The organism is Kitasatospora sp. NPDC098652 (genome assembly GCF_044760155.1).
GTDB lineage: Bacteria > Actinomycetota > Actinomycetes > Streptomycetales > Streptomycetaceae > Kitasatospora.
The window spans coordinates 710565-735706 of the sequence record NZ_JBIWAQ010000001.1 but is presented as its reverse complement, the minus strand read 5'-3'; the positions used below and the strand labels follow the sequence as shown (position 1 = coordinate 735706).

Below are 25142 nucleotides of genomic sequence, written 5' to 3'. Positions count from 1 at the left end.
TGACACCGACGGCGACGGTGTGGAAGGCCGCGACGGAATCGTCGAGGCCTTCCACACCTACCTCTGCCTCATCGGCCGTATCTGCTACGGGGCCGGCCGTTCGGGGTGGTGGTTACTGGTGGGCGCCCTTGATGTTGGGCTGGGTCTTCTGGTTGTAGATCTCCTTTCCGGCCGCGTCGAAGGCGTGGACGTAGGGGTTCGGGGTGGAGGAGGCCGAGTCGTGGCGGCGATGTAGACGAACGCGCCGTCCGCCATGACGGCCGGGTACTGCGTGGGGTCGTCGCCGTAGCTGATGGTGACCTTGGCGACGTCGGGGGTGTAGTGCCCGGCGCCCAGGGTCAGGAACTTCCCGCCATCGGTGGGCGCGGTGAAGTCGTCGAAGAACTCGACCAGGTGACCGACGCCCCACAGGCGGTCGTTGATGAACGTCGCGGGGACGGAGGAGCTCGTGCCCTTGGCGTCCTTCGACTCGCACCGCACGGACTGCTTGGCGGAGTTGACGGCGACGACGATGCCGTCGGTGTCCGCGGTGGCGGTGGGCGTGCCGACCGCGATCACCGAGTGGTACTGCGAGGCCTGTGAGCCCAGGCAGGAGGCCAGGGGTCCCATCGCCGGTAACTGCTGGGCCGAGCAAGGCCGGGCGAACCGGCTGCCGGCGACCTACGAGCGCACCCACGGCGTCACGTACTTCCACGGCTGCTACTCGGTCGGCGACGACAGCCTGTGGGGGCGTCAACCGCCGACGCAAGGGCACCGCGAACACCCTGTCCGCGCTCAAGTCGATCCGGGCGGCGCGGCCGGACGGCGCGCCGGTCTACGTGATCCAGGACAACCTCTCTGCCCACAACGGCAAGAAGATCCTGCGCTGGGCGAAGAACAACAACGTCCACCTGTGCTTCACGCCGACGAACGCATCCTGGGCCAACCCGATCGAGGCGCACTTCGGACCGCTGCGGCAGTTCACCCTGGCGAACTTCAACCACCCGAATGACACGGTCCAGACCCGCGCACTGCACGCCTACCTGCACTGGTGCAACGCCAACGCCCGCCACCCCGACGTCCTGGTCGCCCAACGCCGCGAACGCGCCCGCATCCGCAGCGAGAAAGGTATCCGGTGGGGCGGCCGACGCAATTCGCCTGCCGGTCCGACCTGGTCAGACGGCCTTGCTTGTCAGTCGGTGCCAAAGGGTCAGTTCTGGTTCACCGGCCAGACGGCGGCCGGGTCGCAGTGGTCCGGGCAGGCCAGCACGTAGACCTCGTTGCCGAGGAAGAGCACGTAGGCACCGGGGAAGCTGTGCGGCTGCTCGGGCTGGCCGGGGTGGACGGCGAATTCCGTGTCCTCCCGGATCTGGCAGAGGTACACCAGGTCCGCGCCGCAGGCGCATTGGTAGTGCTCGGGCTCCTGGCACCAGAAGGGTGCACCGCCCACCTTGGACGTCAGGGCGCCGTGCCCTCGATCGTCGGGGGTGTCGGTGAACGGCCGTAGTGTCAGCGGCAGGGCACACACGGACGGTTCGGCGTCCACCGGCCGTGTGGCGTGGCGCTGGAGGAGGATCCGCCAGAACGGGCGCGGGCAGGTCGGTTGCGGAGCGTTCCAGTACTGGGGAACGAGCCGGCCCTCGGTCAGCTCGGGCGGGTCGGATGCTTCGTTGTGGGCACGGCAGTGGAAGACCAGTAGGTGATCCCCGCCGAAAGGCTCCACATCCGCGGGGATGTCGAGTTGGAAGTACAGGGCCAGACGCTCGCCGCAGAAGCACTCGGGCCATGGTTGGTCGTCGTCGAGGAAGGGCCAGCCGCCCACCGAGTTCCGCGCCGGCTGGTCCAGCGGCTCGGTCCCGATTTCGATCTCGTAGGCAGGCATCACTGTCTGTACCTGTTCCGCCGAGTGTTCGATCATCCCTTCACTCTAGGACTGCCCAACGACAGGCGGTCATGGGTGAGATGACTCGGGAGCTTCTGGCGTGACCGCAGTACTGCTGGCCCGGGGTGGTCGAGGTTCCGTTCACGGATGCCGGGTGGCGGCGTTGGTCGCTGTTCGACAAGGCCCCGATCTTCGCGGCAATGGGCAAGATCGGCCCGGACACGTCGTATCCGGTGGAGGTCACCGTCGCCTGCGCGGTAGCCGAGAGCAATGACCTGGTGGGGGACGACGAGTTCGTCACGGTCTCCACTTCCGTGTACGGCGTCGCGACGCCGGAGGGGCTCGAGGAGTTCACGGTGCGGCCGGACCAGCTCATCCGCTGAGCGCAAGGTTGTGGAGCCGGGCGACGCCCATCATCGCGTGGTGCACCCCGGTTCCGCGCAGGCGGCAGTCGCGCAGGACCTTCCAGTTCTTCATCCGTGAGAAGACGTGCTCGACCTGGGCCCGGGCCCTGCGGTGGACGGCGTTGTCGGCTTCCTGCTCGGGTGTGAGGTGCTCCTGCCCGCGCCGGCGTCGGTGCGGGATGAGCGCCCCGGTGCCCTGGTAGCCATCGTCCGCCAGGACCGGCGCGTCCCGGCAGGAACGGTCGACGCCCGACTCGGTGAAGGCCCGGCAGTCGTTGCGGTTGCCGGGCAGGGGCAGTCCGACGGCGACGACGAGCCGGCTGTTGGCGTCGAGCACCACCTGCTGGTTGGTGGAGTACCGGTAGTTCTTGCTGGAGGCGGCGATCGTCCGGTCCCGGGTGGGCACCAGGGTGTCGTCCACGATCAATACGGTGTCCTGCCGCCTGGTCCTCTACCAGGTCGGGCCAGTCGGCCCGCTGCGCCTTCACCCACCGGCCGAGCTGCTCGCCCTCGTACACGGTCTCCAGCGGCAGCTGCGCCCAGGCGACCAGCCCGTCGGAGTCCAGCCACCCCAACCTGGCGACGGAGTAGGCGCGTTGCCAGGTGACGGGCCCCACCGGGCCCGGCGACGCGTAGCCGCGGAACGTACGGAGGGGCGCGGCGGGCTCCCGGGCCCGGGCCTGGTGTCCGCTTGCTCGTCTCGCTGCCCCTGCCGCCCGACCGGGCGCGCGACTTCGACAGCTCTCTGCGGTCGTGCCGGCGGGGAGAGTCCGTCGGGCCTGGAGGACTCGCCGTCGATCGAGAAGCCGTGAGCGACGTGCTCCTGGGCTGGTGCTCAAGCGGCCTCTGGGATCTGGTTGCGTTCGGAGTCCGGTCCGGGTTGCCGATGCCGCCCGATGACCGGGGTGGGAGGGTTTGTCGAGCGCGGCGTCCTGCCGCGCTCGACAAACTGCAGGCCGTCTGCGGCAATTCGCCCGGAAGGTTTTCTGCCTACGGCCGTCCGGCTACCGGTCCGGGCGGATCAGATGGCCCAGTACTGGTCCTGGAAGTAGCCGCAGGTGGTCTGCTTGGCAGGGTTTCCCTCTTCCATTCCCTGGACCACGAGGCACTTGTTGCTGTGGTAGTTGACGTACCACGCGGTGTAGCGGTCGAGGCTGTAGGCGTACCATTTCTGGTCGTCCAGTCCCGTGCAGGTGTACTGGTAGACGGGGGCGCCGTCGTCGTAGCCCTGGGCGGTGAGGCACTGGCCGCTGTAGTCGTTCCTGATCTCGGCGGGGACGCCTGTGGTGTTGAGGTGCCAGCTCTGGTCTGCGAAGTTCCCGCAGGTGGTCTGGGTCGCCCGGGAGCCGTAGGCTCCACTCGCCAGGACGGCCAGGCACTTGTTGCTGTTGAGGTTGGCCAGCCCGTAGTGGCCGGGCGGGTTGACCACGTCTCGGGTGGAAACGCCTGTGGCCGACGCGCCGGTCACAGGAAGAAACGCGGCAGACGCGGCGAGGGCCGCCATGACAAAACCGATCCGCTTGAATGTCACGAGTTCCTCCGTGTTGGTTTCCAGAAATTCCACAGGGTGTATTTCTTCGGTGCGATCCCATGAGGGGCCATGCGTGTGCCACTGGTTTCAGGCCGTGGCCCAGCGGGGGTCAGAGCCAGCCGCGTTGGGCGGCTTTGATGCCGGCTTCGAAGCGGCTGCTGGCGCTGAGGCGTTCCATGATCGAGGACATGTGGCGGCTGACGGTGCGTGAGGAGATGCCGAGGCGCTGTCCGGCGGCGTCGTCCGTCAGTCCCGAGCCGAGCAGGCGCAGGAGTTCGCGTTCGGTGGCGGTCAGTCCGGTGCGGGGGTCCTCGGGCAGGGTGGCGCCGAGGGGGACGGCGGTGTTCCAGGCCTGGTCGAAGAGGTCGATCAGGGCGGCGAGGATGCCTGGCTCGGTGACGTGGAGGGCGCCCTTGCGGTTGTCGTCGGGGTCGATCGGGACGAGTGCCTGGCTGCGGTCGATGATCACCATGCGCTGCGGGATGGTGGCCGCGGTGCGGACTTCGCCGCCCTGGCTGAGCAGCCAGTGGGCGTAGGTGGCGGCGTGGGGCTGGTTGCGGGTGGAGTCCTGGTAGGGGGTGCGCATGGCGATGCCGCGGGCGAGTACGCCGGTGTCGGCGGGCCGGCTGGCGAGGAGGTCTTCGGGCCGTTGGTCGCCGGGCTGGCTGGCGAGGACCTCGACGGCGGTGTCGCGGCCCATGCGCTCCAGCCGGCCCTGGATGGCGTCGAGGCCGAGCAGGCGCTCGCCGTGGCCGGCGCGGTGTTCGGCGCGGTCGGCGACCATGCGGGTGACGGCCGCCCTTGACGCGGCCAGCTGTGCCTGCCGGGAGGCGAGTTCGGCTTCCTGGGCGGCGAGCATGTCGGCCAGGCCGATGTCGGGGCTGACCGCGCGCAGTTCGCCGGGGCGTTCGGCGGAGGCCCGGACGAGGGTGAGGCGGCTGAGCTCGTCGAGGTGCTCGTGCACGTCGGCGGGGCTCAGGCCGCAGCCGGCGGCGATCTGGTCCACGCCGTGGGCGGGGTGGTCGAGCATCGCCCGGTACACGGTGGTGGCCCCGGCGGTCAGGCCCAGTACTTCCAGCATGTCGCGCCCCCCGGCACTCGTCGGCCGTCCCCCGGTCGGGCGGCCAGGCGCATCCAAACAGAGGCGCGACGGCCCGCTCAAGGCTCGAATAGAGGCGTTCGGCGGGATTTGCGGGCTCTTGAGAAGGGTTCTTGAGACTGCGTGCTCATATCAGTGCATGCAAAGCAGAAAATATTGACATGTACGCATCATCATGTCGGGAGTTCGCCAGGCGACTGGGCGCCAGCGGGAAGCCCTTCCAGCGGCACTGCGGAGCGGCGAAAGTAGTGATCGCCGCCAGATGGGCCCGACAGGAAACGGCCTGGGGCGGCAACCGGACGGAGCGTCAACCGCGGGACGCCCCGACCGGACCGGCACACCTCTCCCGTCAAACCCAGAACCCCAGAAGGGCTCCGCCATGATCCGCACCCGTATCGCCCAGGCCGCCGCGGTCGCCGCCGTTTCGCTCACCGCCCTCCTGGCCGTCCCGGCCGCCGCCTCCGCTACCCCGGCCGCCACCACCACGACCACCACCGGCTCCGACAGCCTCGGCTGGGGCGGCGCCCCCGCCGCCACCGCCACGCCCGCCTCCACCGACAGCCTCGGCTGGGGCGGCTGAGCACGGGGGTGGACATCGTCTACGCCAGCCTGAAACGCCGACACCCCACTGCTGCCGGGAAGAGCCCGGCCGCCGAGGCCGCCGAGGCCGCCGAGGCCGCCGAAGCCGTGGACGCCCTGTGGGCGCACGCCGAGCCCGGCGACGGACTCCAGCACGCCTACGCCGAGCCCGCCGACGACCGGATCGACCTCCTGCTCTACCTGCTCGGCCGCGACCCGTCCGACCGACTCGACCAGCCCGACGCCGTTCGCCGCGCGTACAGCCTGATCGCCCGCAGCCACCGCTCCTCGCCGGTGCTGCGCCGCGGCTACCTGCCGCTCGAACCGCCGGCGCCCGCGGACCACCACGCCCGCTGACCTGGTCTCGGCACACCCGGCTCCCGGGGTCTGACAGCCCCGTTCGAATCCGCGCACCAACGCTCCTGGCACTCGCCCATGACCGGCGGCTGCTTCACCACGCCCTCACCCGTCCGCCTGACCGATCAGGAGATCCCTTCGTGGCCACCAAGACGTCGATCCTCGTGCGCACCGCCGCCGCTCTGTGCGCCGTGACCGCGGGCGGATTCGCCCTGACGGCGGTCGGCACCGGCGCCCACGCCTCCGCCACGGCTCAGGGCGACGCCACCCCAGTGCCCTTCGCCTCCACCTCGCCGCAGGTTCCCGGCACGCCAACGGCGACGGCGTCCGACATCCCTTCCGGGCAGCCGGAGCCGACCTCGGCGAAGCCCGCCGAGCCCGACCCCACCGCCGCCCCTCCGGGCGGGGGGGTCGCGACACCCGTCCCCGCTTCGCCGGCGCCCGCCAAACCGGCCGGACCCGGAGCCGCCGCACCCGCCGCACCCGCGCCGCTGGCCCCGTCGAAGCTGCCCGACGCGGGGGGCGCGGCGTGGAAGCCGATCGCACCGCCGCACACCCAGCCCGCCGTCCAGTCCGTAGGGCTGAACGAGTGCGCCACCGTCAAGGGCGCCGCGACCTGGCAGCAACAGGGCTACGTCAGCAGCTTCAAGACCCCGGCCGTCCAGGACACCTTCACCTTCGCCGACCCCGAGACCGCGCGACGCGCCTACGAGGACGTTCTGGCGGCCATGAACACCTGCCAGCAGCAGTCCAGGGACGCGCAGAGCGCCGCGAAGCTGGCCCCGGACGCCGTGGTGACCACCACCGCCGCCGTTACCGGCGGCACCGCCTACGCCCGGGAGTGGACCGCCGTGCCCGGCATGTCCGCCCCCGGACCGCAGACCGGCCACGTGTACGTGGTCCAGCGCGGCGGCGTCCTCGCCGTCCTCCAGTTCGCCGTCCCTGCCGCCACGCCCGGCGACCACACGCTGTCGGCGGACGCCGACCGCGGTGCCCTCACCGAGCTGGCCACCCGACTGGAAACCGCGCCCGCGCCCGCGCCGCGCTGACGCGCTCCCCGTCGACTTCGCACCATCCCTCCCGCCTTCCGCATGCCCTGAGAGAGGTCCTCGCCATGTCCCGCTCCGCCCGCACCACCCGCTCGCTGGCCGCCCTCGTTGCCGCCGGAATCGCCACGACCGCCTTCACCGCGGTGACCTTCGCGACGGCGACCTCGGCCCAGGCGGCCTCGACCGCCGGCGGCACCATCACCCGCAGCGAGGTCATAGCCCGCGCCCAGAGCTGGGTGGACGAGAAGGTCCCCTACAACCAGGGCGGATACAAGACCGACGCCAACGGCACCTACCGCGAGGACTGCTCCGGCTGCGTCTCCATGGCCTGGCACCTGACCAGCAGCCTGGTCACCCAGACCCTGCCGAACGTCTCCATCCAGATCCCCTTCTCCCAGCTCAAGCCCGGCGACGCGCTCGACTACACCGCCGACCACACCTTCCTGTTCGCCGGCTGGACCAACCAGCCCACCGGGGCCTTCGCCTACTACGCCGAGAGCAACCCCAACAACCCCACCCACGGCCCGACTTCGGCCAACATCAACAACAGCTCACTGGAGGGCTGGCCCACCAGCAGCTACATCGGCCTGCGCTACAACAACATCGTCGACGACACCCCGACGCCCCCCGCCCCCGCGGCCAAGGACGTCACCAACCTCTTCGCGCTCAGCGCGGGCGGCACCGTCTTCAACGCCAACGCCGACTTCGCGGCCGGCGCCTGGAGCGCCTTCCAGCAGGTGCCCGGCAACTCCGGCATCAAGCAGATCACCGCCACCTCGGGCGCCTGATCCTGCAGGGCAGCCGTCCGGCCCCCAGGCGAACACACCCATCACATCCACCCACTGCCACGGCACCGCCATGCCCAGGTGCCGACCAGGAGAACTCACATGTCTGCCAAGGCCTCCAAGCTCGTCCGTGTCGTCCTCGCCGCCGCCATCGCTGCCTCCGGCGCGATCGCCACCACCGCGGTGAGCGTCACCACCGCCTCCGCAAGCTCGGTGACCAGTGGTCAGGTCTCGCGCAGCGAGATCCTCGCCCGGGCCCAGTACTGGTACGGCAAGTCCATCGGCTACAACCAGGGCGGCTCCTACCCCGACCAGCAGGGTGCCTACTACCGCACCGACTGCTCCGGCTACGTGTCGATGGCCTGGCACCTGCAGACCCCGGGCCTGAACACGCAGGGCCTGCCAGGCGTGGCAACGGAGATCCCCCGCAGCCAGCTGAAGCCGGGTGACATCCTCAACTCCTACTACGACCACGTGATCCTCTTCGAGAAGTGGGACGACGCGGCACACACCACTTTCTCCTACTACTCGTTCGGCTCCACCCCGGTGAAGCACCGTACGGGCGTCTCCATCAGCGCCCCGGCCTTCGACAGCCATCCCAACGGTGACTACAAGGCCTACCGCTACAACAAGGTCCTCGACGACGTCTCGACCTCCTGGGACGTCAACCAGGCGGTCACTGCCTCCGCGACCGGAAGCACCACCCGGCTCAACCTGATCGGTTCAGACGGCGCGCTCTACAACACCGACGGCAACTACGCCAGCGGCAACTGGACCAACCAGTGGGCGCGCCTGGACGGCAGCGCGCTGAAGGCGGTCACCAGCGTGAGCCTCGGCAACGTCGTGCACGTGTTCGCGCTGGGTTCCAACGGGCAGGTCTACGGCAAGGACGCCGACTACAACACCGGCGGATGGAGCAACTGGACCGAGGTCCCCGGCGGCGCGGCCGGCGCGACCTCGCTCGCCGCCTCGATCACGGGCACCACCGTCCACCTGCAGATCGTCGGCTCGGACGGCGCGCTGTACGGGACCGACGGCGACTACGCCGGCGGTGGCTGGAGCGGCGCCTGGGGCCGACTGGACGGCAGTGGGCTGAAGGCGCTGACCAGCGTCTCCAACGGCAACGTGGTGCACGTGTTCGCCTTGGGTGCCGACGGCCGGGTCTTCGGCAAGGACGCCGACTACAGCATCGGCAAGTGGTCCAACTGGGCCGAGGTCCCGGGCGGTGCGGCCGGTGCCAAGGGCCTGACCGCCTCTATGATCGGCAACTCCGTGCACCTCGAAATCATCGGTTCGGACAACGCGCTCTACAACACGGACGGCAACTACTCCGGCGGCGGCTGGACCGGGACCTGGACCAAGATCGACACGCGTCAGATGAAGTCGCTGAGCAGCACGGTCATCGACAACGTGATGCACGTCTACGGGGTTGGCACCGACGACCACGTCTACACGATCGACGCCAACTACAACACCGGCCAGTGGAACAACTGGGTGGAGGTCCCCGGCGGAGCCGTCGCCACGTCCTGACCCGCCTGCTCCGCGCGTGCCGCCCGGCCCTTCCGAGGGCAGGGCGGCACGTCCGCGCTTCAGGCCGCCGCGCCCTGCGGATAGCCGCCACCTGCCTGGCCCAACAACCCGACGCATCCTCCGCTCCGGCTCAACCGCGGAGCGCCACAACGTCCCCGACCCGGGGGTCTTCGCTTCCTTCGCCAGCGCCCGCACCTGCACCGCCATGTTCGTCGGCCGGTATTCTCGCCGCACCCGCCACAGGGCATCCCTGTAACCGGGGGCGGGACCGTGCCGCGGCGCCCGCGGATCACCGTGGCCATCCAGGCGGTCAGCGGCCTGTCGAAGTCGACCGCGGCCAGCGGCCCCAGCCACGGGCGTCCCACCCGCTCGCCCAACCGCTGGCAGAACGCCCCGTCGGCCGGTACCGGCCGACGGGGCGTGGGCGAGCCCTCCCGCTCGACGAACTCGGCCAGCGCCGCCACGTGGAGCTGGAACCGGTCCGCGCGGGACAGCTTCGGCTTGGCCTCGGCGGCGGCCTTCGCGGCCACCAGCCCGGCGTCCGGCTCGATGCCGATCGCCGCCGGCAGGTCCCGCTGGTCCTCGACCAGGTCGGGCCTGCCGGCCCGCTGCGCCTTCACCCACCGTCCGAGCTGCTCGCCCTCGTACACGGTGTCCTCGGGCAGCACGGTCCAGTCGACCCGGCCGTCGGAGTCCACCCGAACCCCCGCCGGCACCACCCACATCCGCGACAGCCTCACCCCCACTGGCCTGCTCCCGTGCATCCTGCGCTCCACCCGCCTGCTGACTCGCGCCGCCCAACTTGACATCGAACTGCTGACCGCAGCCCTCGGCATGTCCTACTCCGGCGTCACCCCCTTCCTGAACCCCACACACCCCGCCCCCCGTAGACCTTGTGCCGGTCCAACCGGACCACCAGCCCCGGACCGGCCGCCCTACCAAGCCACCCCGAGGGCCTCCAGCCGCGCGAGCTGCTCGGCGCTGAGCTTCGCCCGGCGGGGTGCCCGGGCGGCTCGTCGGTGCCCGTACAAGCTGCGGATGGCCTGGCTGGACGCCGTCTCGACGGTGGCCCGGATGCAGTGACGGGGCGTCCGGCCGGGTGTCGCGGTCGGATCCCGGGAGCCGGGGAGAAATTCGGGTGCAGAGCCGGCACCCGGGCGGAAGAATCACCGGCGATGCCTCAGCTCACTGCCGATCGGCTTCTGGCCGATGTCGAGTCCTTGCCCCATGCCCTACGCCTGCGCGAGGTTGCCCGCACCGCCCACCGCCTGGCAGAACAGGGCCAACTCGCCGCACTGCTGGACGAGCTGGCGGCAGGTGGCCCGTACGAGCAGCGGATAGCCGCACTCGCCGCCCTGACCGGAAAGCAACTCCCTTACTTTATCGGCAGGTTGACCGACCCTGATCCGGTAGTGCGCCGCTATGCCCACCGGGCCGTGCGCGAACTCCCGATGCCGGACAAAGCGGTGGAACAGGCTGTCCTCACCGCCCCGACCGCGATCCGGGACGAACTGATCCGCACCGTCCTGAAGGCCGGCCGGACGGCGGCGGCCGAGCGCCTGGTGCCGGCGGTCCGGAAGCAGTGGGGGGCCGCTGAGGCGGGGCGGCTGCTGCCGGTCTGCTCACCCGCGTTCGTAGCGCGCGAACTGTCCAGCCTGTCCCGTGCCATCGTCTTCACCCAGTCGCTCGGCCAGCGTCACCCGGCGGCGGTGTTGGACGAGGCCGAGCGCCGGCTCACCGAACTGCCCCGCGCGGAGCGGGCGGGATTCTGGCGTCGGCACGCCATCGGCCTGGGGGCCGCCGCCGGTCGGCTACCCGGGCGGGCCCTGGACCTGCTCGAGCGCCATCCGGCTCGGCAGTACCGGCCGACCTTTCCCGCGGCGTTGCGCGACAAGTTCGCGGCCCTGGCCGCCCACGACCCGGAGCGGACCGCCCGGATGCTGGCGGCCGCCGGCTGGGACCGACACGATCCGGTGCTGCGGCCCGCGCTCGCCCGTCGGCTGACGGCGGCCCCACTGCCGCTTCTCACCGAACTGGCCCACCGCACCCCCGCCGACCACGCGGCGCTGTCGCGCCACCTGCCGCCGACCGCCCGGGTGGCGCTGCACGATGCGGTGGTGGCCGTGTCGAAGATCTACCCTCGCGGGTACTCCGCAGAGGTGATGGCCACCCTGCCCGCGCCGGAACGGATCGCCCGGGCCCGGGCCCGGCTCGCCGAGGACCCCGAGGCGCTGCACCTGCTCCTCTTCCTGCCGACCGCCCAGGCGCTGCCCCGGCTGCTGGCGGAGACCAGGACGGCGGAGTCCTGGGAGCGGGGCTACGCCTGGGGCCAGGTGGTGGCGCAGGCAGCACAGTCCAGCACGCCGAGTGCGGTCCGAGATGCCCTGATCCTGCTCCAGCGCCTGCGGAACGAACAGGACCCGGTACGGGGCGAGGTCCTGGCGGCGGTAGCGGCCGTACCGCCGAAGCTCCTCGGGGCTGACGCCGCCGAACCCTTGGCGCGCCTCGCCGAGGACGCGCTGACCGCGCGCGACTGCTCGCAGTACACCCGGACCCAACTCGCACTGCTGGCCTGCTCCGTATTGGCCGAACACGCCGGCAGCACCGCCCGGGACCTGATCGACTGGAGCGTTCGCACGATCGAACGGATCGCCCCGGCCGTGCTGAGCTTCCCTCAAGAGCGGCAGGTGGCGGTGGCGGCCGAGCTGCGGCCGGCGCTGGAGCGGTCGACCGGACTGCTACTCGCATTCGTCGACGGCCTGCACCCTGCTTCACGTCAACTTCCTTCGATGATCGACCTGTTGGATCGGGTGGCGGTCGATGACCGCGAGTTCGGACGGGCGTTGGCCCACCTGCTCGCGGACACCGCCACCCGTGGGGAACGGGTGGCTCGCCTGGTCGAGGCCGAGCCCTCCGTCGCCGCGCTCCCGGCCGTGCAGGCGGTGCTGACCCACGTCCGTACCGACCTCCTCGCCCCGCTGCTGGCCACCGGGAGCACCGTGCCGGGCCGGTTCGCCTCGGTTCCCCTCGACCTCACCTCCGCCGACCGCTGGACAGACCGTCAGGTGCGGTCCGCCGCCGCAGCGGTGGTACGGAGGGTGGACGACACCACGGCGACGCCCGAGCAGCGGACCACTGCCCTGCGGGCCGCCGCGCACCTGCCCGGCCACGGCCGGGAACTGCTGCTGCGGTACATCGACTCCGTCGACGTGAGGCTCTCCGAGGCCGCCCTCGCCGCGCTGCCCTGGACCACTCGGCCCGCCGAGGCGCTGCCCGTGCTACTCGGCCTTGCCGGCGACGAGCGCGCCCGGGTCGCGGTGTACGCCGCCGGCCGTGCCGCCCGGTTCACCCCGGCGAACGACCTCGGCCCGGCCCTGGCCCGGATCGTGACCGACCCGACGACCAAGGTCACCAGCCGCAAGCAGGTCGTCCGACTCGCCGCCACACACCTCCCGCTACCCGAGGCGACCACGCTGCTGGAGGCGGCCTACCGAGCCCCGGCGCAGCACCAGGACGTGCGACGGGTGGTGGTCGAGCAGGTGGTGGCCCGCCCCGCCGACCTCCCGCTCTGGGATGTGCTGACGGAGATCGCCGAGGGCACCTCCGAGCTGCGGACGGTGCTCGCCGGCGAGCTCCACCCGCAGGCACTGCCGGCAGACGACCGCCGCCGCTACGCAGAACTGGTCGGCCGGCTGGCCCTCGCCGAGCACAGCCTGGTCGCGGCCATGGGCGCGGGAAAGCTCGCGGTGTGGGGACGTTACGCCCCACAGGCAGTAGCCGCGATGGTCCCCGTGGTCACGGACCTCGCTGAGCGGGAACGGTGGCGGTCAGCCGCGCGGGCCGTGAGCGCGATCGCCTGGTCGGACGCGCCGCACCCGTTCGGCGGCGTCGCCCCGGGGAGTTTGCTGGAGCAGACCCTGAGCCGACTGATCGAGGCCGTCCGGGCCGGCGGGCCGACGAGCGACGAGGGCCGGGACGAGGCGGCCCGGCAGCGGATCGAGCAGTTCAGCAGTGGGTACTTCTACAGCCTGGAAGCGAGGGCCGACAGCCGGACGATGGCCCGTGCCATGGCTGCCTTGCTGATGACCGAGCCGTCCCTGGTCCCGCAGGCCGCCCCTCGCTTGTGCCACGCCATCGACCTGAACTCCGCGACCCTTGGCGACGAACTCAGCGAGCTGGCAGCCGTGTTGACGGATCGGCCGCTCCTCGCCGGCAAGGTGGCCGAGACACTGCGCCCGGACGACGATCGAACGCCGCCGGGAGAGCACTCCCTGGCGGCCGTCCGCCGGTTGACGGAGGACGGCGGCCTGGCCGCCGGGCTGTTCGCGGCCAGGCTGGTGGCCCTGTACGGCCCCGGCCAACAGTGGTCGGCCGAGTGGCGGGCAGCCCTACACGCCTTGCGCCGGCATCCGCAGCCCGAAGTCCGCGATCGCGCCCTGAACACCTGGACCGTCCAGGAGTGACGGGCCCGTGGAGTTGCGACGGGGAATCGGGTAGCTGGTCGCTGGTCGCCAGGGCCTCGCGGAGGCGGGCGTTGTCCAGGGCCGGCCGGTGGTCCGTCATCTCGCCTTCGAGTGCGGACTCCAGGATCTTCTTCGTCAGCTGCTGGAGCAGGGGCCCCAGCGCCGGTGAGCTGCGGCCCGCTCGCACGAGCCTGGTCGACCCGCTGCCCGATCAACTGGTCGTCAAGGGCGTCCGGCCGCAACTCCACCGGCCGCACGGCCTCCACGGCCTCGGCGGAGACGATCACGTCTGTCATCAGGTGCTACTTCCTTGATCGGGAGTTACGCCGTTCTTTGACAAACCCGGGCCGGGGGTGGGGGCGGCACATAGGTGTCCGCACTGGCCGTCAAGGAGTCCGCCCCCGAGCATCAAGGGGTCCAGGGCGGACCCTCAAGGAACGGCTCGGGAGCGGAGAGCCAGGCCGTCCGGCCTTGGGGTCTCGGTGGCAGAAGCGGTCCCGGTGACTCGCCGCGCACCCCATACATCACGTGACACAGGTCACTTTCCCTTCCGTCAACGCCGCCGCTCTTCCCCGCGTATCCCGTCGCACAATCGCCGTGGATCGGGAGGGAAGCCGGATGGCTGGGTGGCGTGCCTGGTACGGGAGGTGTCCCTAGTGGGCGTCCGCGAGTGGCGCACCCAGTGGAGGGCGGCGGAACCGCTCGGCAGTGAGAACGGTGTGCGGAGCGCGTATGACGAGTACGGCGGCGAGCTCCTCGGGTTCGCGCACAGTGCTCTCGGTGACCGCCAGCTGGCCGAGGAGGTGGTCCAGGAGGTGTTCCTGCGTGCGTGGCGTGCGTCGGGCTCCTTCGACAGCGGCCGCGGAAGCCTGCGGACCTGGCTTTACGCTATCGCGCGCAATGCGATCGTGGACGCCCGGCGGCGCCGGGCGATCCGGCCTCCCGCAGCCCGCGCGCAGGAGGAAGGGCGGGCGGAAGGGCGGGAGAGCGCGGATGCGGACGCCGACCCGTACGACCAACTGCTGGCGCGGATAGAGCTGCGCGAGGCCCTGGACCGTCTGCGCCCCGAGTACCGGGACGTGGTCATCGAGGTGTACTTCCTGGGCAGGAGTTGCGTGGACGTGGCCGGTGAGCTCGGCATTCCGGCGTCCAGCGCGCGCAGTCGCCTCTATCGCGGCATCCGCGCTCTGCGCGACATCCTCGACGAAAACGGATGGCTGGCACCGTGAACGACTTCTGCACCGCGATCCGCGAGGAAGCCACCGAACTCCTGCTCCTGGGCAGGCCGCTGCCGGCTGCGCTCGCCCGCCACGTGGCGTCGTGCGAGGGATGCGCCCAGGAAGCGGAAGGGGTGCGCCGGGTGGTGCGCACCTTCGAGCGGGCCGACTCCCTCCGTGCGTCGGCCCTTCCGGCGCCCGGCAGGCCGGCCGCCGTCCGTGCGGCGAGGGCACGCCGGGCGGTACGCCGCCGGGTGGCGGCCGCAATCGCGTCCTCGGCGCTGGCCGCCGGCGCGGCCCTCGTGACGGTCACGGCGGTCACCGGCAACGACGCCCCCGCACCCGCCGCCTCCGTCCACGTCGCACAGGACGGTGCGATGATCGCGCACCCCTGGGGCACCGAGATCCCGGTGTCGCTGTCCGGGCTACGGGCCGGCGGCACCTACCGGCTGATGACGGGCGACGTCCGCGGCGACCGGGTGCAGGCCGGCAGCGTGAGCGCGGGCGGGCAGGGCGACGCCTCGGTCCGCGTCCACCTGACCACTGCCATGAGCAAGGACGCCATCACCATGCTGTACGTCCAGGACGCTGACGGGCGGTTCGTCGCGCAGGCACCCGCAGGACCGGGTCACAGCACCTGACGGGTCGGCGTCCCTCCTCGTCCCCGAACAGACCCCTTGTCAGGGCCGGTTGTACGCCGGCCCCTCCTTCAACGCGCCCACGGGTGCACTTAATGTGGAGGTTTGTCAGTGTTTTCCATCCGAAGGATGCTCGGTGCCACCGCAGCGCTGGCCGGCATCGGCGCGACGGCCGTCGGCGCGGTGGACCTCGCCCAGGCCCAGCCGTCGAGTCCGGCCGCCGGCCTGTACAGCGAGGTTCGGACCACTGCGGGCGGCGGAACGTCGGTCAAGGTGCCCGTGTCCGGCCGTGACCGCGTGTATACCGCCGACCAGACCTCCAACACGGTCACGGTCATCGACCCGTCCATCAACAGGACGCTCGGCACGATCGCCCTCGGGGCCCAGCGCCTGGGCGCCACGCTCAGCCCTCAGTACACCGGCGACGTGGGTGTGCACGGTCTGGCGGCCTCCCGCGACGGCAAGCGCCTCGGCGTGGTGAGCGTCACGAGCAACACCGTCACCGTCATCGACACGGCCACCAACAAGGTGATCCACGAGACCGACGTCGGCCGCGCCTCGCACGAGGGCGTCTTCACCGCAGACGGCAAGCAGTTCTGGGTGGCCGACCGCGGACGCGACACCGTCACGGTCGTCGATGCGGTCCGCGGGGGTGTCGTCAGCCAGATCAAGGTCGGCCCCGGCCCGTTCAAGGTGCTCCTCAGCCCCGACGGCAGAACCGCCTACATCAACCACATCAGCGCGCCCGAGATCACCGCGGTCGACGTGCGAACCCACGAGATCCGCTACACCGTCAAGGGTCTCGGGGACGCCTTCTCCTCCGACGCGGCGATCTCGCCCGACGGCACGTAGCTCTGGGCCTCGCACAAGCGCGCCGGCCTGGCCAGCGTCATCGATCTCCGGCACCGCCGGGTCGCGGCCGTGCTGAAGACCGGACCGGACTCCAACCACCCCAACTTCGCCGACACGGAGAACGGCTCGTTCGCCTATCTGACCGTCGGCGGTCTCGACCAGACCTTCGTCTATCGCCGCTCCCCGGGCGGCACACCGGAGTTGGTGACCCGGATCCAGCACAGCGGGCACGCGCCGCACGGCATGTGGCCCAGCGGAGACGGCACCCGCATGTACGTGGGCCTGGAGAAGTCCGACGCGGTCGACGTCATCGACACCTCGACCAACCGGGTGACCGGCACGACGAGCGTCGGAAAGGAGCCGCAGGCCCTGGTGTACGTGCCCGATGCGGCGCCCGCCGGGTCCGCGGTCAACCTCGGCCGCGAGGGCCTCGGCGACGCGCCCCGCAACGTGCCCACCACTCTGCCCGACGGAACGGCGGGCGACCCCGCGCGTCCCGATGACAAGGGCCGCCGACTGGAAGCCACGGTCCGGACCGTCAGCGGCCTCGGCATGATCCAGCTCCAGGCCCGGGACCTGCAGCCGACCACCACGTACCAGGCCCACGCGGTTCAGAAGGACGGCAGCAGCACACCGCTGCTGTCCTTCACCACGGACTCGTCGGGCAACGCCGCCCAGGTCCTGGCCTTCGCCGACTTCACGGGCGTGGGCGTCTCCCTCACGTCCGAGGGCAAGGCCACCGCTCAGACCCTGGCTCGGATGTCGGCCACGGCCGCCTCCATGCACACCGGCCCGGCCGACGCCGTCGAGGCCACCGACCTCCTGTACTGCGACTGCTGCTGAAAGGGCACCGCCCCATGACACGCACACCCCGCACACGCCTTGGCCGGCACGGACACCGGGCGACCGCGGTACTGGGAACGGCCGCGGCAGCACTCTTCCTGCTCACGGGGAGCGCCTCGGCACACGTCCGGGTGTTCTCCGACGGTGCCACGGCCGGGAGCCCGGCCACCCTGCGGTTCCGGGTCCCCTCGGAGAAGGCGGACGCCACCACCGTCCGCGTCGACCTCGCCCTTCCGGCCGACGTCGCGTTCACCGGAGCGCCGCCCACCCCCGGATGGACGCGTCAGGAAGTCCCCGCCTCCGCGGGCGGGGCGGCTCACATCGTGTGGACCGCCACAGCGGGTCAGGAACTCAAGCCCGACGAGAACCGCTACTTCGAGGTTGAGGTAGGACCGCTTCCGAGGAAGCCGCGCATCGTCTTCGACATGGCCCAGACGTACTCGGACGGCACCGTGGCGAACTGGAACCAACGGCCGACCGGAGACAAGGAACCGGACTTCCCGGCACCCGTACTGGTTCTCGACGCCACGGCCGCGGACGATCAAGCCCGAGGGGATGCGGCGGTACGGCAGGCCCCGATGACCGATCGGAATCCGGCAGCGGAGGCCAGGGACGAAGGGGCGAACGCACTGCCGTGGCAGCTGTGGACCATGACGGGCATTGCCGCCCTGGGCGCAGTTGCTGTCGTCGTGAAACACCGGAGGACGGCTCGCGCCAGAACCTGACCGGTGCGGTCCTGCACGCTGCTGCCAGTCACGAGGACGGCGCGACCGGGCCGCAGCAGATGACCACGGGGACGGCGCGGACGCTGGGCCCCGGGCGTCCGGGATCCGGCCGTCCGGATCCCGGCGGCCCACCGGTGCACGACGGTCTGATCGACCGCGCCGACTCCTCGGCCGACACCGACCTGCGGTGAGTCCAGGACCGGCCTTCGGTCAGGCACCGGACCTCCTCTCGCGCCGCAACACGCCACGGACCGGGCGCGACACCGCCCACCACCTGTGGTCCGTCGGCCCCCAGGGCCAGGGCTGGGTCCGATACCACGGCGGCCCCTCCGCCCCCTGACCCCCTAACTCCGAGGCTGGCCCCGCTCTCTTGGGTCGGGCCGGCCGAACTCACCACCCCGCTGGTGAAACTCCCCGTCACAGGTCAGCGGCGGCGGCCGAAACTCGCCGACCGGAGGCACCGCGAAGCCTGCGGAATCTTCACCGAGTCGCTCAAGGACCGGAAACCGGAGGAGATGCGGGCGCTGGTGCTCGTCAGCCTGCCGTCAGCAAGCCGTCCGCCGGCGAACAGAACTGCGCGAACGGTCAGCGCAGACCCCTGTCACCGACCCCGCAGTGCTACAGCACGGCAACGCGTGAGCTCAGATCGGCGGCCAGGAAGACCAAGCGCGAGTCTTCGGCGATGTTCACTCGCCCCGAGGTGACTGGGGGTGTCCCCCCCCCGCACGCCGAAGGTTGGGCAATCCCTGCTCGAAGTCCTTGCAGGTGACGATGCCGTCCTCCGCCATGCACCGGGCCCGCCATGCCCAAGATGTCCGGAAGCCGGCCGGCGCCCGGAAGGCGGGGGACGAGTGCCGGCCGCCGGACTTCCTGCCGGAGGTCTACCACCGCTACGGAGAAGGCCGGGGCGGTGCGGTCATCGCGGACGGGCTGCCGCACTGCACCGCCGTCGCGGGCGGCCGAAGGCTGTGCCGGGCGTTCGTCGGGGGAGGTCCGTCACCTTCGTGCAGAGTGTTGCCGCACCAGACCAGTACCCGGGGCCCAGCCCCCGCAGGATCGAGCAGGTCCTCGGGCTGATCGGTAACAGCGGCAACTCCACCACGCCGCACCTGCACTTCCAGGTGACGACCACAGCCGAGTTCTTCCCGACCGACAGCCCGACGTTCACCTTCCAGCGGTTCCGCGTCCTCGGACAGGTCGAACCCCGGATCTGGGACGACAACCTGGGCCTGCGGCCGACCGGCGTCGTGCCGATCACGCCCTCGCCGTACGAGGTCCTCCACCGTGCGCAGTATCCGCTCGACCGTGAGCTCCTGGACTTCTGACCGGGCTCCGGCCGCATCCCGCTCCGGCCCGGGGACGCATCAGGCGGCTCAGAGGGTGTCGGTCGCCGCGAACTCCCCTGTCAGGCCCGCGCGGGCCAGCGCCCGGACGACGGCCGGCCGGTCCAGCGGATCGTCGTTGCCGTTGGTCTGCCCCAGGCGTTCCAGCAGCCTCTGCGGTTCCAGCCGGTACGCCTCCGCGTCGGCCAGGAGGCTGTCCGCGCTCTGCCCGTCGACCGTGTCGTTCAGGTGGTTCGTCAGATCGCCCAGCACCTCGCTTCGGTCGATGAAGGAGCTCATACCGCAGTCCAGGCCGTCGTCGTCAAGGCCGTCCGGGTACGGCGCCCGGGCCCAGGCGCCGTTCTCGTACCAGTAGACGCAGCCGATCTCGTGCCCGGCGAGCCGGTCCCGCAGTGCCTCGTAGGGCAGCCAGTCCGGGCCGCCCGCCAGCACGTCGATCGCCGGTTCGTACCACTTGACGTCGCCCGCCTCGTCCTCGCCGTAGAGCACGAACCGGCCCTCGCCCGCCTTGGACATGACCCACCAAGTGCAACCGCAGTCGTCCCAGTGCAGACCCTCGTCATCGATCCACCGGCCGGTCCGGTAGCGCGGCGGGCGCTCCTCGTCCTCGGTGGTCGCCTCAAGGGCGGCGAGCAGCGCCCAGCGTGCCCACAGCTCCTCGGCCGGCGGAAGGTCCTCCGGCAGTCCTGGCCGGTGAACGGTCATGTGTGCCCCCTTGTGCGTTCGGATGGTGATCTCCGCCAACGATACGGTCCGCCGCCGACAGGGCCGCCCACGAGATCGACCGACTCCGACAAGCACGGCGACCTGCCCCGGCCCGCGCCGCTCGGCCGCCGGGCTTCGATCGGTGCGTCCGTTGGCTCCGGACATCGAGGCGGGGTCGACTTCGGCCGCGGCCGTCGCGCGGTCCAGCCCCCGGCCTTCTTCGTACGCCGCGGCGAAGGAGGCCGCGCCCAGCCGTCCGTGCTCGAGGTCGGGTTCGTCGACACCGACGGCGTCGAGCGTTCCGTCCTGTTGGCGAGCTGGTGGGCGGCGTCCTTCGAACTGGCATCTCCAGTACGGCCGTTCGCCTCGTTCAAGAGGGGTGGACCATGAGTTCGGAGAGCCCGAAGGTGGACGGGTCGGCCGGCTCGGGGAGGTGGCCGTGCCACCATTCGCGGCCGTAGGGGAGAGGGGCGCCGTAGGCGAAGCCGGTCGGCTCGTCCTGGTCGTAGGCGATGGCGGAGGTGAAGCCCGGGCAGCTGGTCCAGTGGTCGACGAACTCGGGGAAGCGCTGGATGAACGAGTCGTCGGCCTGGTCAGCGTAGGCGTCGGCCCGGACGGTGAGCAGCAGGTCGCGCAGCCCCTCGGGGCTTCCCGGGGCCGTATGCGGCCATGCTCGCGGTTCCCGCTTGCCCGGGGCTTCGCGGACCTGGCCGCCCGCGGCTTCTACAAGGCCACCGCGGCGGGGGAGTTCCAGCCCGCGCGGTGAGCGACCCACTCACGACCCGCGTCGGCGGCCCGGGCCCGGTAGGCACCGAGCGCGCCGCCGGGCCCGGTGTGCTGCTGCCACGCCCAGAACCCGGTGATGGCGACCGCGAACGCCGTCACCCTCTCCTCCGGGGCCTTCGCCAGGCCGGCACCGTCTCGGCGAGCAGCCGCTCGGCACCGGCGGCGGTGTGACCGGCCAGGACCAGCTGCGGCAGCAGGAACGCGGCGTCGACCCAGGTGGCGCCGCGCGCGAACCACGACCAGTCGATCACCATCACCCGGCCGCGCGCGAGCAGCATGTTGTCCGCGCGCAGGTCGCAGTGCAGCAGGGTATCGCCTTCGGTCGCCCGGGCCAGCGCGGCCGGATCGTCGAGCTCGGCCAGCCCGACGGCGTGCTCCAGGTCCCAGCCGTAGCGGCGGGTCCGGTCCGGCTGGTCGGCGGCGTTGCCCAGGCGGTGGGCGAGGCAGTCGCACGGCGACACGCCGGAGTTGGACGCGGGCGGGGCGGACACGCCACCGCGGGACACCGGGGCTCCTGGTTCTCGGTTGACTCGACATCACCGAGCTGTACAGGAGGCCCTTTTCCTATGCGCGCACCAACGAGCGTTCACCTGCACGAGAGCGATGCGCGCAAGAGTTCGAGCGGCAGCCGTGTCACACGGTTTGGTAATCGCTTCTCAGAACACGCAGTACGTCGTTTACGTGTTGAAGTAGGTGAGGAGGTAGGCGCCGTCCTCGTCGGTGCGGCCCGCCCCGGCGGCTGTGCGCTCCAAGCGGTAGCGGGCTTCCCTAACGGCCACCACCCCCGGCGAGTCGGCCCTGGCCGAAGTCGGTCAGGTCGTAGATGACGTCGGAGGTGAACAGCTTCTCCAGTCCGTCAAGGTCACCATCGTCGACCAGGTGCCCATGTGACGAGATCAGTTCTGCGATGGCCAAGCGGTCTGCGAGCGTGATCTCCATGCAGTCTCCTCCCTCGGTCCGGTCGTTAGCCGGGTGATGATGCCATGGCGCCCAGGACTCAGCGGCGCAGGGCGGTCTCCCGATCCATACGCGACAACTTCTCGGGGTTGCGCACCGCGTATATCCCGGTGATGAGACCGTCGTCGATGCGCAGCGCCATGACGGTGTCGATCTCGCCGTTGAGGCGGAGTACCAGCGCCGGGTAGCCGTTGACCTGTGCCGGCTGGAGCGACACTGCGGCGGCGATCCTGCCCAGCACGTGGGCCACTTGCTCGGCCCCTATGACGGGTGTCAGCGCGGCCCGTACGACTCCGCCGCCGTCACTCAGGAGGACGACGTCCGGCGCGAGGATGCCGAGCAGGTTCTGCAGATCGCCCGTTTCGGTCGCCTGCTGGAAGGCCTCGAGCGCGCGGCGGGTCTCGGATGCGGAAACGATCCCGCGCGGCCGGCGCGCGGCGACGTGGGCTCGTGCCCGGTGGGCGATCTGGCGGACCGCGGCCGGACTCTTGTCGACGGCTTCGGCGATCTCGTCGTACTCGAGGCCGAACACCTCGCGCAGCACGAACACCGCCCGCTCGGTCGGCACGAGCGTCTCCAGCACCAGCAGCATCGCCATCGAGACGCTGTCGGCCAGCTCGGCGTCCTCGGCCACGTCGGGCGCGGTCAGCAGCGGCTCGGGCAGCCAGGGGCCGAGGTAGGACTCCTTGCGGCGCGCGAGCGTCCGCAGCCGGCTCAGCGCCTGGCGGGTGGTGATCCGGACCAGGTAGGCACGCTGGTCCCGCACCAGGTCGAGATCGACGCCCACCCACCGCAGCCAGGTCTCCTGCAGGACGTCCTCCGCGTCGGCGGCCGATCCGAGCATCTCGTAGGCGACGGTGAAGAGCAGGTTGCGGTGGGCGATGAACGCCTCGGTGGCAGACTCCATGCGGCCGCCCGGAGGGAGCGCCGCCTCGGGGGCGTCTGCGGTGTGCTCACCCAATGCCGGCTCCTGCCCTTCCGCTCTCGGATGTCCCGCACACGAGACGCCGGTCCCCACCGCCGCCCCTGACAGACCCTCCGCCCGCTACACTCCCCACTCCCAGGCCGTTGACCAGCGGAAATGGAGAAGTCCGGCTGGAGTACTAGGAGGACGCGGCCAAGGCCGGGCTCCGGCGGTTCAGGGACGACCTGCTCTCCGACGGCGTGGCCTTCACCGCCGCGCACGTACGGCTCACCGTCAAGGGCCTGGAGGTGGCCGAGGGCACGGCGAAGCTCACGGTCACCGAGGAGACGTCACTGGACTACAAGGAGCACCAGGGGGATGAGCCGGGCAGCACCAGCGGCGTGACCGAGCGGGTGTTCACCTTCAGCCGGCAGGGCGGGCAGTGGGTCCTGGTCGACCAGCGCCCGGCGTCCGCCGAGGGGGCGCTCGCCATCACCGACCCGCCGGCCGGCGCGGCCGAGCCGGCTGAACCGGCTGAACCGGCCGCCGAGTCCGCCACCGAGCCCGCCGAGCCGGTGGAACCCGCGGAGACCACCAGGCCGGCGCAGGCGCCGGAGCCCAAGGAGGTGCCGGCTGATGCCGGGGCCAACGTCCGTTCCCTGACTGCCGGTTACAACTACCGCGCCATGGCCGATTACGCGGAGCGCTACGCCGAGCGCCCGAACACCGCCTACCGGGACTTCGGAGGCCAGGGCAACGGCGGGGACTGCACGAACTTCATCAGCCAGGCGCTGCGGGCCGGCGGCTGGCAGGACAAGCCGGGCTGGTACCGCGACTACCACAACTGGTGGTACAACGGCGCCAACCAGACGTGGAGTTGGGCCAATGCGAACCACTGGGGCAGCTTCGCGGTCTCCAGCGGCCGCACCCGCAACCTGTCGAACGTCTGGCAACTCGGCTTGGCCGACATCCTCCAGGTCAAGGGCCGCGGGGGCACCGTGAAGACGCACAGCACCATCGTCCACAAGGTCGTGAACGGGATGCCGTACCTCGCCTACCACACCAACAACCGGAAGAACGTCTCGCTGTCCGAGTTCCTGCGGGCGTGGCCGGGTGGGACGTTCTACGCGTACCGCACCTGAGCCGTCAGGGTGGGCGGGGCGCTCCCGCCCACCACTCAGTGAGAAGCGAGAGAGGGAGGCAGATGCTCGGTCGACGGACTTTCCTCGCCGCCGCCGGCGTGGTCATCGCGGCGGCGGCCGCCGGCTGCGGATCCTCGCCGAAACCCGCTGACCCGGGGGAGTTGGAGCCCTGGTTCCGCCGGTACATCGACCTGCTCAACGCACAGGACCACCAGGGGCTCGCCAGGCACCTCGACAACAACGCGGAGCACCCGAGCCAGGATGCGGTCGACGATGCCACCCTGCGCGTCGCGCGGTACGGCGGCCGGGGCATGGCGGTGCAGAAGTTCGTCACTGCCAGGACATTCCCCGAGACCTATCAGGCCACCATCACGGTCACGTCCCGGTCCGGCCGGCCCGAGGTGCTCATCGAGACCATCCGCTGGGTCCCCGAGAAGGCGCGTTGGTACCTCAACGAGCTGAACCCCAGGCCGACCCCGCTACCCTCCGGCGCCGCCGGCATCGAGCGCCCGCCCAGCTCCGCGCAGACCGCGCACGGGGATTGATCAACTCGAGATGATCGTCGAGTGACCGGGGTACACCGGCTGCCGTGCTGCTCCGCTCGTTGTCCGGTCATCGGAGGTATCCACCCGGTCACGTCACCAACTCAATGATCGGCTTCTCGCTCTCCGGGGCGAAGCCCGATGAGAGGGTGTCGAGTTGGCGCGTGCGGTGAATGCCCGGGAGGTGAAATACGGGATTCCGCCGCGCTACGACCGGACTTCGGTGGCGCAGTAGCGGCCCGCCTCGATGTGCCGGGACGACGCCGATCCGACCCGGTGGTCCGGTCTCACCCGCGACCTCTACCGCCTGGGGTCCGTACCCCTGCCCGGCTGGGATTCCGGGCCACAACGGCCGCCCCGCCATCTGGGGGCCGCCGAACGCGAGCACGCCCCCGCCTGCGGGGTGCCGGGGCCGTTCACACGCGGGTGGTGCGACGGGACACACCGACTCCCTCAGGTGTCAACGATCGCGGCAACTTGGCTTTTCACTAGGAGAGTTGGCCGCCGGAGACAGCCAGGTCGCCCACCGCCCCAATTAGTTGAGGTCTTTTTTCTTTTCTATCCCGCACTACGACGGTACGTCAGGAGGCTCCGGTGCCTTCGCCGGTCGCGTAGGGGCTGAGGTCGGCGGCCCTGACGAGTAGTACTCCAGAGGACTCGCAGGTGCGTCAGTGAGCGCCTGGTTACACCTCATCAGATCCTCACGTCTGCACGGTGATACTTCGCGCCGTCGTGCGCCTCTGGGGAGCGCGCCGGGGGCTCGCCGGTTGGGGGCTGTCTTCTCGGCTCGTCCCTCCCTCGGGCATTCCGTTAACGAACTCCTGGATCGG

The 25142-nt window shown here is 71.0% G+C and carries 25 protein-coding genes and 2 pseudogenes; 17 read left to right on the top strand and 10 right to left on the bottom strand.

Annotation, left to right across the window (positions count from 1 at the left end; translation table 11 throughout):
• Nucleotides 1–84: 84 nt before the first annotated feature.
• On the bottom strand, nt 85–609 hold the full coding sequence (locus tag ACIQWA_RS03250; RefSeq protein ID WP_402477897.1) for a hypothetical protein: 525 nt from the start codon (nt 607–609) through the stop codon (nt 85–87).
• Here ACIQWA_RS03250 and ACIQWA_RS03245 point away from each other — a divergent pair.
• Nucleotides 605–1127 (top strand): annotated as a pseudogene (locus tag ACIQWA_RS03245) (transposase); the annotation flags it as partial. The gene ACIQWA_RS03250 and the pseudogene ACIQWA_RS03245 sit on opposite strands and share 5 nt — an antisense overlap.
• Before the next feature lie 62 nt (nt 1128–1189).
• Here the strand turns inward: ACIQWA_RS03245 and ACIQWA_RS03240 are convergent.
• Nucleotides 1190–1897 carry a hypothetical protein gene (locus ACIQWA_RS03240; protein ID WP_402477442.1) on the bottom strand — a complete coding sequence of 236 codons (708 nt, stop codon included), beginning with the start codon at nt 1895–1897 and terminating at the stop codon, nt 1190–1192.
• Nucleotides 1898–1986: 89 nt separating this feature from the next.
• On the opposite strand from ACIQWA_RS03240, the gene ACIQWA_RS03235 reads away from it, so the two are divergent.
• On the top strand, nt 1987–2244 hold the full coding sequence (locus tag ACIQWA_RS03235; protein WP_402477439.1) for a hypothetical protein: 258 nt from the start codon (nt 1987–1989) through the stop codon (nt 2242–2244).
• Here ACIQWA_RS03235 and ACIQWA_RS03230 read toward each other — a convergent pair.
• The 3 genes and pseudogenes from ACIQWA_RS03230 to ACIQWA_RS03220 form a co-directional block, all read right to left on the bottom strand.
• Nucleotides 2234–2704 (bottom strand): annotated as a pseudogene (locus ACIQWA_RS03230) (transposase); the annotation flags it as partial. The gene ACIQWA_RS03235 and the pseudogene ACIQWA_RS03230 overlap by 11 nt on opposite strands.
• 582 nt (nt 2705–3286) lie before the next feature.
• The gene (locus tag ACIQWA_RS03225) at nt 3287–3694 is read right to left on the bottom strand and encodes an RICIN domain-containing protein (protein ID WP_402477437.1); all 408 of its coding nucleotides are present in this window, start codon (nt 3692–3694) and stop codon (nt 3287–3289) included.
• Nucleotides 3695–3905: 211 nt separating this feature from the next.
• A complete protein-coding gene (locus ACIQWA_RS03220; protein WP_402477435.1) occupies nt 3906–4877 on the bottom strand; it encodes a LuxR C-terminal-related transcriptional regulator in 972 nt (323 codons plus the stop codon).
• Nucleotides 4878–5274: 397 nt separating this feature from the next.
• Here ACIQWA_RS03220 and ACIQWA_RS03215 point away from each other — a divergent pair, with 397 nt between their 5' ends.
• The 13 genes from ACIQWA_RS03215 to ACIQWA_RS03155 all read left to right on the top strand — a co-directional run bounded on the left by ACIQWA_RS03215 (nt 5275) and on the right by ACIQWA_RS03155 (nt 19258).
• Nucleotides 5275–5475 carry a hypothetical protein gene (locus ACIQWA_RS03215; protein ID WP_402477432.1) on the top strand — a complete coding sequence of 67 codons (201 nt, stop codon included), beginning with the start codon at nt 5275–5277 and terminating at the stop codon, nt 5473–5475.
• A gap of 8 nt (nt 5476–5483) precedes the next feature.
• Nucleotides 5484–5831, top strand: coding sequence for a hypothetical protein (locus ACIQWA_RS03210; protein WP_402477430.1), 348 nt, complete (start codon nt 5484–5486; stop codon nt 5829–5831).
• 140 nt (nt 5832–5971) lie between these two features.
• Nucleotides 5972–6880: a hypothetical protein gene (locus ACIQWA_RS03205; RefSeq protein ID WP_402477428.1), complete on the top strand. Its 909-nt coding sequence runs from the start codon at nt 5972–5974 to the stop codon at nt 6878–6880.
• A 65-nt stretch (nt 6881–6945) separates the two neighbouring features.
• Nucleotides 6946–7668 (top strand): hypothetical protein, encoded by a 723-nt coding sequence (locus ACIQWA_RS03200; protein WP_402477425.1) that lies wholly within the window; start codon nt 6946–6948, stop codon nt 7666–7668.
• 99 nt (nt 7669–7767) lie between these two features.
• A complete protein-coding gene (locus ACIQWA_RS03195; RefSeq protein ID WP_402477423.1) occupies nt 7768–9195 on the top strand; it encodes a hypothetical protein in 1428 nt (475 codons plus the stop codon).
• A gap of 294 nt (nt 9196–9489) precedes the next feature.
• Nucleotides 9490–10278: a hypothetical protein gene (locus tag ACIQWA_RS03190; RefSeq protein WP_402477420.1), complete on the top strand. Its 789-nt coding sequence runs from the start codon at nt 9490–9492 to the stop codon at nt 10276–10278.
• 92 nt (nt 10279–10370) lie between these two features.
• Nucleotides 10371–13658: a hypothetical protein gene (locus ACIQWA_RS03185; protein ID WP_402477418.1), complete on the top strand. Its 3288-nt coding sequence runs from the start codon at nt 10371–10373 to the stop codon at nt 13656–13658.
• 656 nt (nt 13659–14314) lie between these two features.
• A complete protein-coding gene (locus tag ACIQWA_RS03180; RefSeq protein WP_402477416.1) occupies nt 14315–14887 on the top strand; it encodes a sigma-70 family RNA polymerase sigma factor in 573 nt (190 codons plus the stop codon).
• Complete coding sequence (locus tag ACIQWA_RS03175; protein ID WP_402477414.1) at nt 14872–15516, top strand: hypothetical protein; 645 nt, start codon at nt 14872–14874, stop codon at nt 15514–15516. The genes ACIQWA_RS03180 and ACIQWA_RS03175 overlap by 16 nt, the downstream gene beginning before the upstream one ends.
• Before the next feature lie 126 nt (nt 15517–15642).
• Nucleotides 15643–16365 (top strand): YncE family protein, encoded by a 723-nt coding sequence (locus ACIQWA_RS03170; RefSeq protein WP_402477411.1) that lies wholly within the window; start codon nt 15643–15645, stop codon nt 16363–16365.
• A 69-nt stretch (nt 16366–16434) separates the two neighbouring features.
• Entirely contained in the window at nt 16435–17208 is a 774-nt protein-coding gene (locus tag ACIQWA_RS03165) for a YncE family protein (RefSeq protein WP_402477408.1), read from the top strand.
• A gap of 14 nt (nt 17209–17222) precedes the next feature.
• Complete coding sequence (locus tag ACIQWA_RS03160; protein ID WP_402477406.1) at nt 17223–17933, top strand: YcnI family protein; 711 nt, start codon at nt 17223–17225, stop codon at nt 17931–17933.
• 1004 nt (nt 17934–18937) lie between these two features.
• Nucleotides 18938–19258 carry a M23 family metallopeptidase gene (locus ACIQWA_RS03155; protein WP_402477403.1) on the top strand — a complete coding sequence of 107 codons (321 nt, stop codon included), beginning with the start codon at nt 18938–18940 and terminating at the stop codon, nt 19256–19258.
• Between the two features lie 48 nt (nt 19259–19306).
• On the opposite strand, the gene ACIQWA_RS03150 is transcribed toward ACIQWA_RS03155, so the two are convergent.
• The 5 genes from ACIQWA_RS03150 to ACIQWA_RS03130 all read right to left on the bottom strand — a co-directional run bounded on the left by ACIQWA_RS03150 (nt 19307) and on the right by ACIQWA_RS03130 (nt 22631).
• Entirely contained in the window at nt 19307–19981 is a 675-nt protein-coding gene (locus ACIQWA_RS03150; protein WP_402477400.1) for a hypothetical protein, read from the bottom strand.
• Between the two features lie 370 nt (nt 19982–20351).
• Complete coding sequence (locus tag ACIQWA_RS03145; RefSeq protein ID WP_402477397.1) at nt 20352–20756, bottom strand: hypothetical protein; 405 nt, start codon at nt 20754–20756, stop codon at nt 20352–20354.
• Between the two features lie 106 nt (nt 20757–20862).
• Complete coding sequence (locus tag ACIQWA_RS03140; protein WP_402477394.1) at nt 20863–21273, bottom strand: phosphotransferase; 411 nt, start codon at nt 21271–21273, stop codon at nt 20863–20865.
• A gap of 262 nt (nt 21274–21535) precedes the next feature.
• A complete protein-coding gene (locus tag ACIQWA_RS03135; protein WP_402477391.1) occupies nt 21536–21706 on the bottom strand; it encodes a nuclear transport factor 2 family protein in 171 nt (56 codons plus the stop codon).
• Between the two features lie 58 nt (nt 21707–21764).
• On the bottom strand, nt 21765–22631 hold the full coding sequence (locus ACIQWA_RS03130) for an RNA polymerase sigma-70 factor (protein ID WP_402477388.1): 867 nt from the start codon (nt 22629–22631) through the stop codon (nt 21765–21767).
• A gap of 257 nt (nt 22632–22888) precedes the next feature.
• Here ACIQWA_RS03130 and ACIQWA_RS03125 point away from each other — a divergent pair, with 257 nt between their 5' ends.
• Both ACIQWA_RS03125 and ACIQWA_RS03120 read left to right on the top strand, forming a co-directional pair.
• Nucleotides 22889–23770, top strand: a complete 882-nt coding sequence (locus ACIQWA_RS03125; protein WP_402477385.1) for an amidase domain-containing protein — start codon at nt 22889–22891, stop codon at nt 23768–23770.
• Between the two features lie 62 nt (nt 23771–23832).
• Complete coding sequence (locus ACIQWA_RS03120) at nt 23833–24315, top strand: hypothetical protein (protein WP_402477382.1); 483 nt, start codon at nt 23833–23835, stop codon at nt 24313–24315.
• The last annotated feature ends 827 nt before the right edge of the window (nt 24316–25142 follow it).

Bases quoted from the DNA above. Each gene is read 5' to 3' on its own strand.
- ACIQWA_RS03250 (WP_402477897.1), bottom strand. From the start codon at position 609: ATGGGACCCCTGGCCTCCTGCCTGGGCTCACAGGCCTCGCAGTACCAC.
- ACIQWA_RS03240 (WP_402477442.1), bottom strand. From the start codon at position 1,897: ATGATCGAACACTCGGCGGAACAGGTACAGACAGTGATGCCTGCCTAC.
- ACIQWA_RS03220 (WP_402477435.1), bottom strand. From the start codon at position 4,877: ATGCTGGAAGTACTGGGCCTGACCGCCGGGGCCACCACCGTGTACCGG.
- ACIQWA_RS03215 (WP_402477432.1), top strand. From the start codon at position 5,275: ATGATCCGCACCCGTATCGCCCAGGCCGCCGCGGTCGCCGCCGTTTCG.
- ACIQWA_RS03200 (WP_402477425.1), top strand. From the start codon at position 6,946: ATGTCCCGCTCCGCCCGCACCACCCGCTCGCTGGCCGCCCTCGTTGCC.
- ACIQWA_RS03195 (WP_402477423.1), top strand. From the start codon at position 7,768: ATGTCTGCCAAGGCCTCCAAGCTCGTCCGTGTCGTCCTCGCCGCCGCC.
- ACIQWA_RS03185 (WP_402477418.1), top strand. From the start codon at position 10,371: ATGCCTCAGCTCACTGCCGATCGGCTTCTGGCCGATGTCGAGTCCTTG.
- ACIQWA_RS03175 (WP_402477414.1), top strand. From the start codon at position 14,872: ATGGCTGGCACCGTGAACGACTTCTGCACCGCGATCCGCGAGGAAGCC.
- ACIQWA_RS03170 (WP_402477411.1), top strand. From the start codon at position 15,643: ATGCTCGGTGCCACCGCAGCGCTGGCCGGCATCGGCGCGACGGCCGTC.
- ACIQWA_RS03160 (WP_402477406.1), top strand. From the start codon at position 17,223: ATGACACGCACACCCCGCACACGCCTTGGCCGGCACGGACACCGGGCG.
- ACIQWA_RS03150 (WP_402477400.1), bottom strand. From the start codon at position 19,981: ATGACCGTTCACCGGCCAGGACTGCCGGAGGACCTTCCGCCGGCCGAG.
- ACIQWA_RS03135 (WP_402477391.1), bottom strand. From the start codon at position 21,706: ATGGAGATCACGCTCGCAGACCGCTTGGCCATCGCAGAACTGATCTCG.
- ACIQWA_RS03130 (WP_402477388.1), bottom strand. From the start codon at position 22,631: ATGGAGTCTGCCACCGAGGCGTTCATCGCCCACCGCAACCTGCTCTTC.
- ACIQWA_RS03120 (WP_402477382.1), top strand. From the start codon at position 23,833: ATGCTCGGTCGACGGACTTTCCTCGCCGCCGCCGGCGTGGTCATCGCG.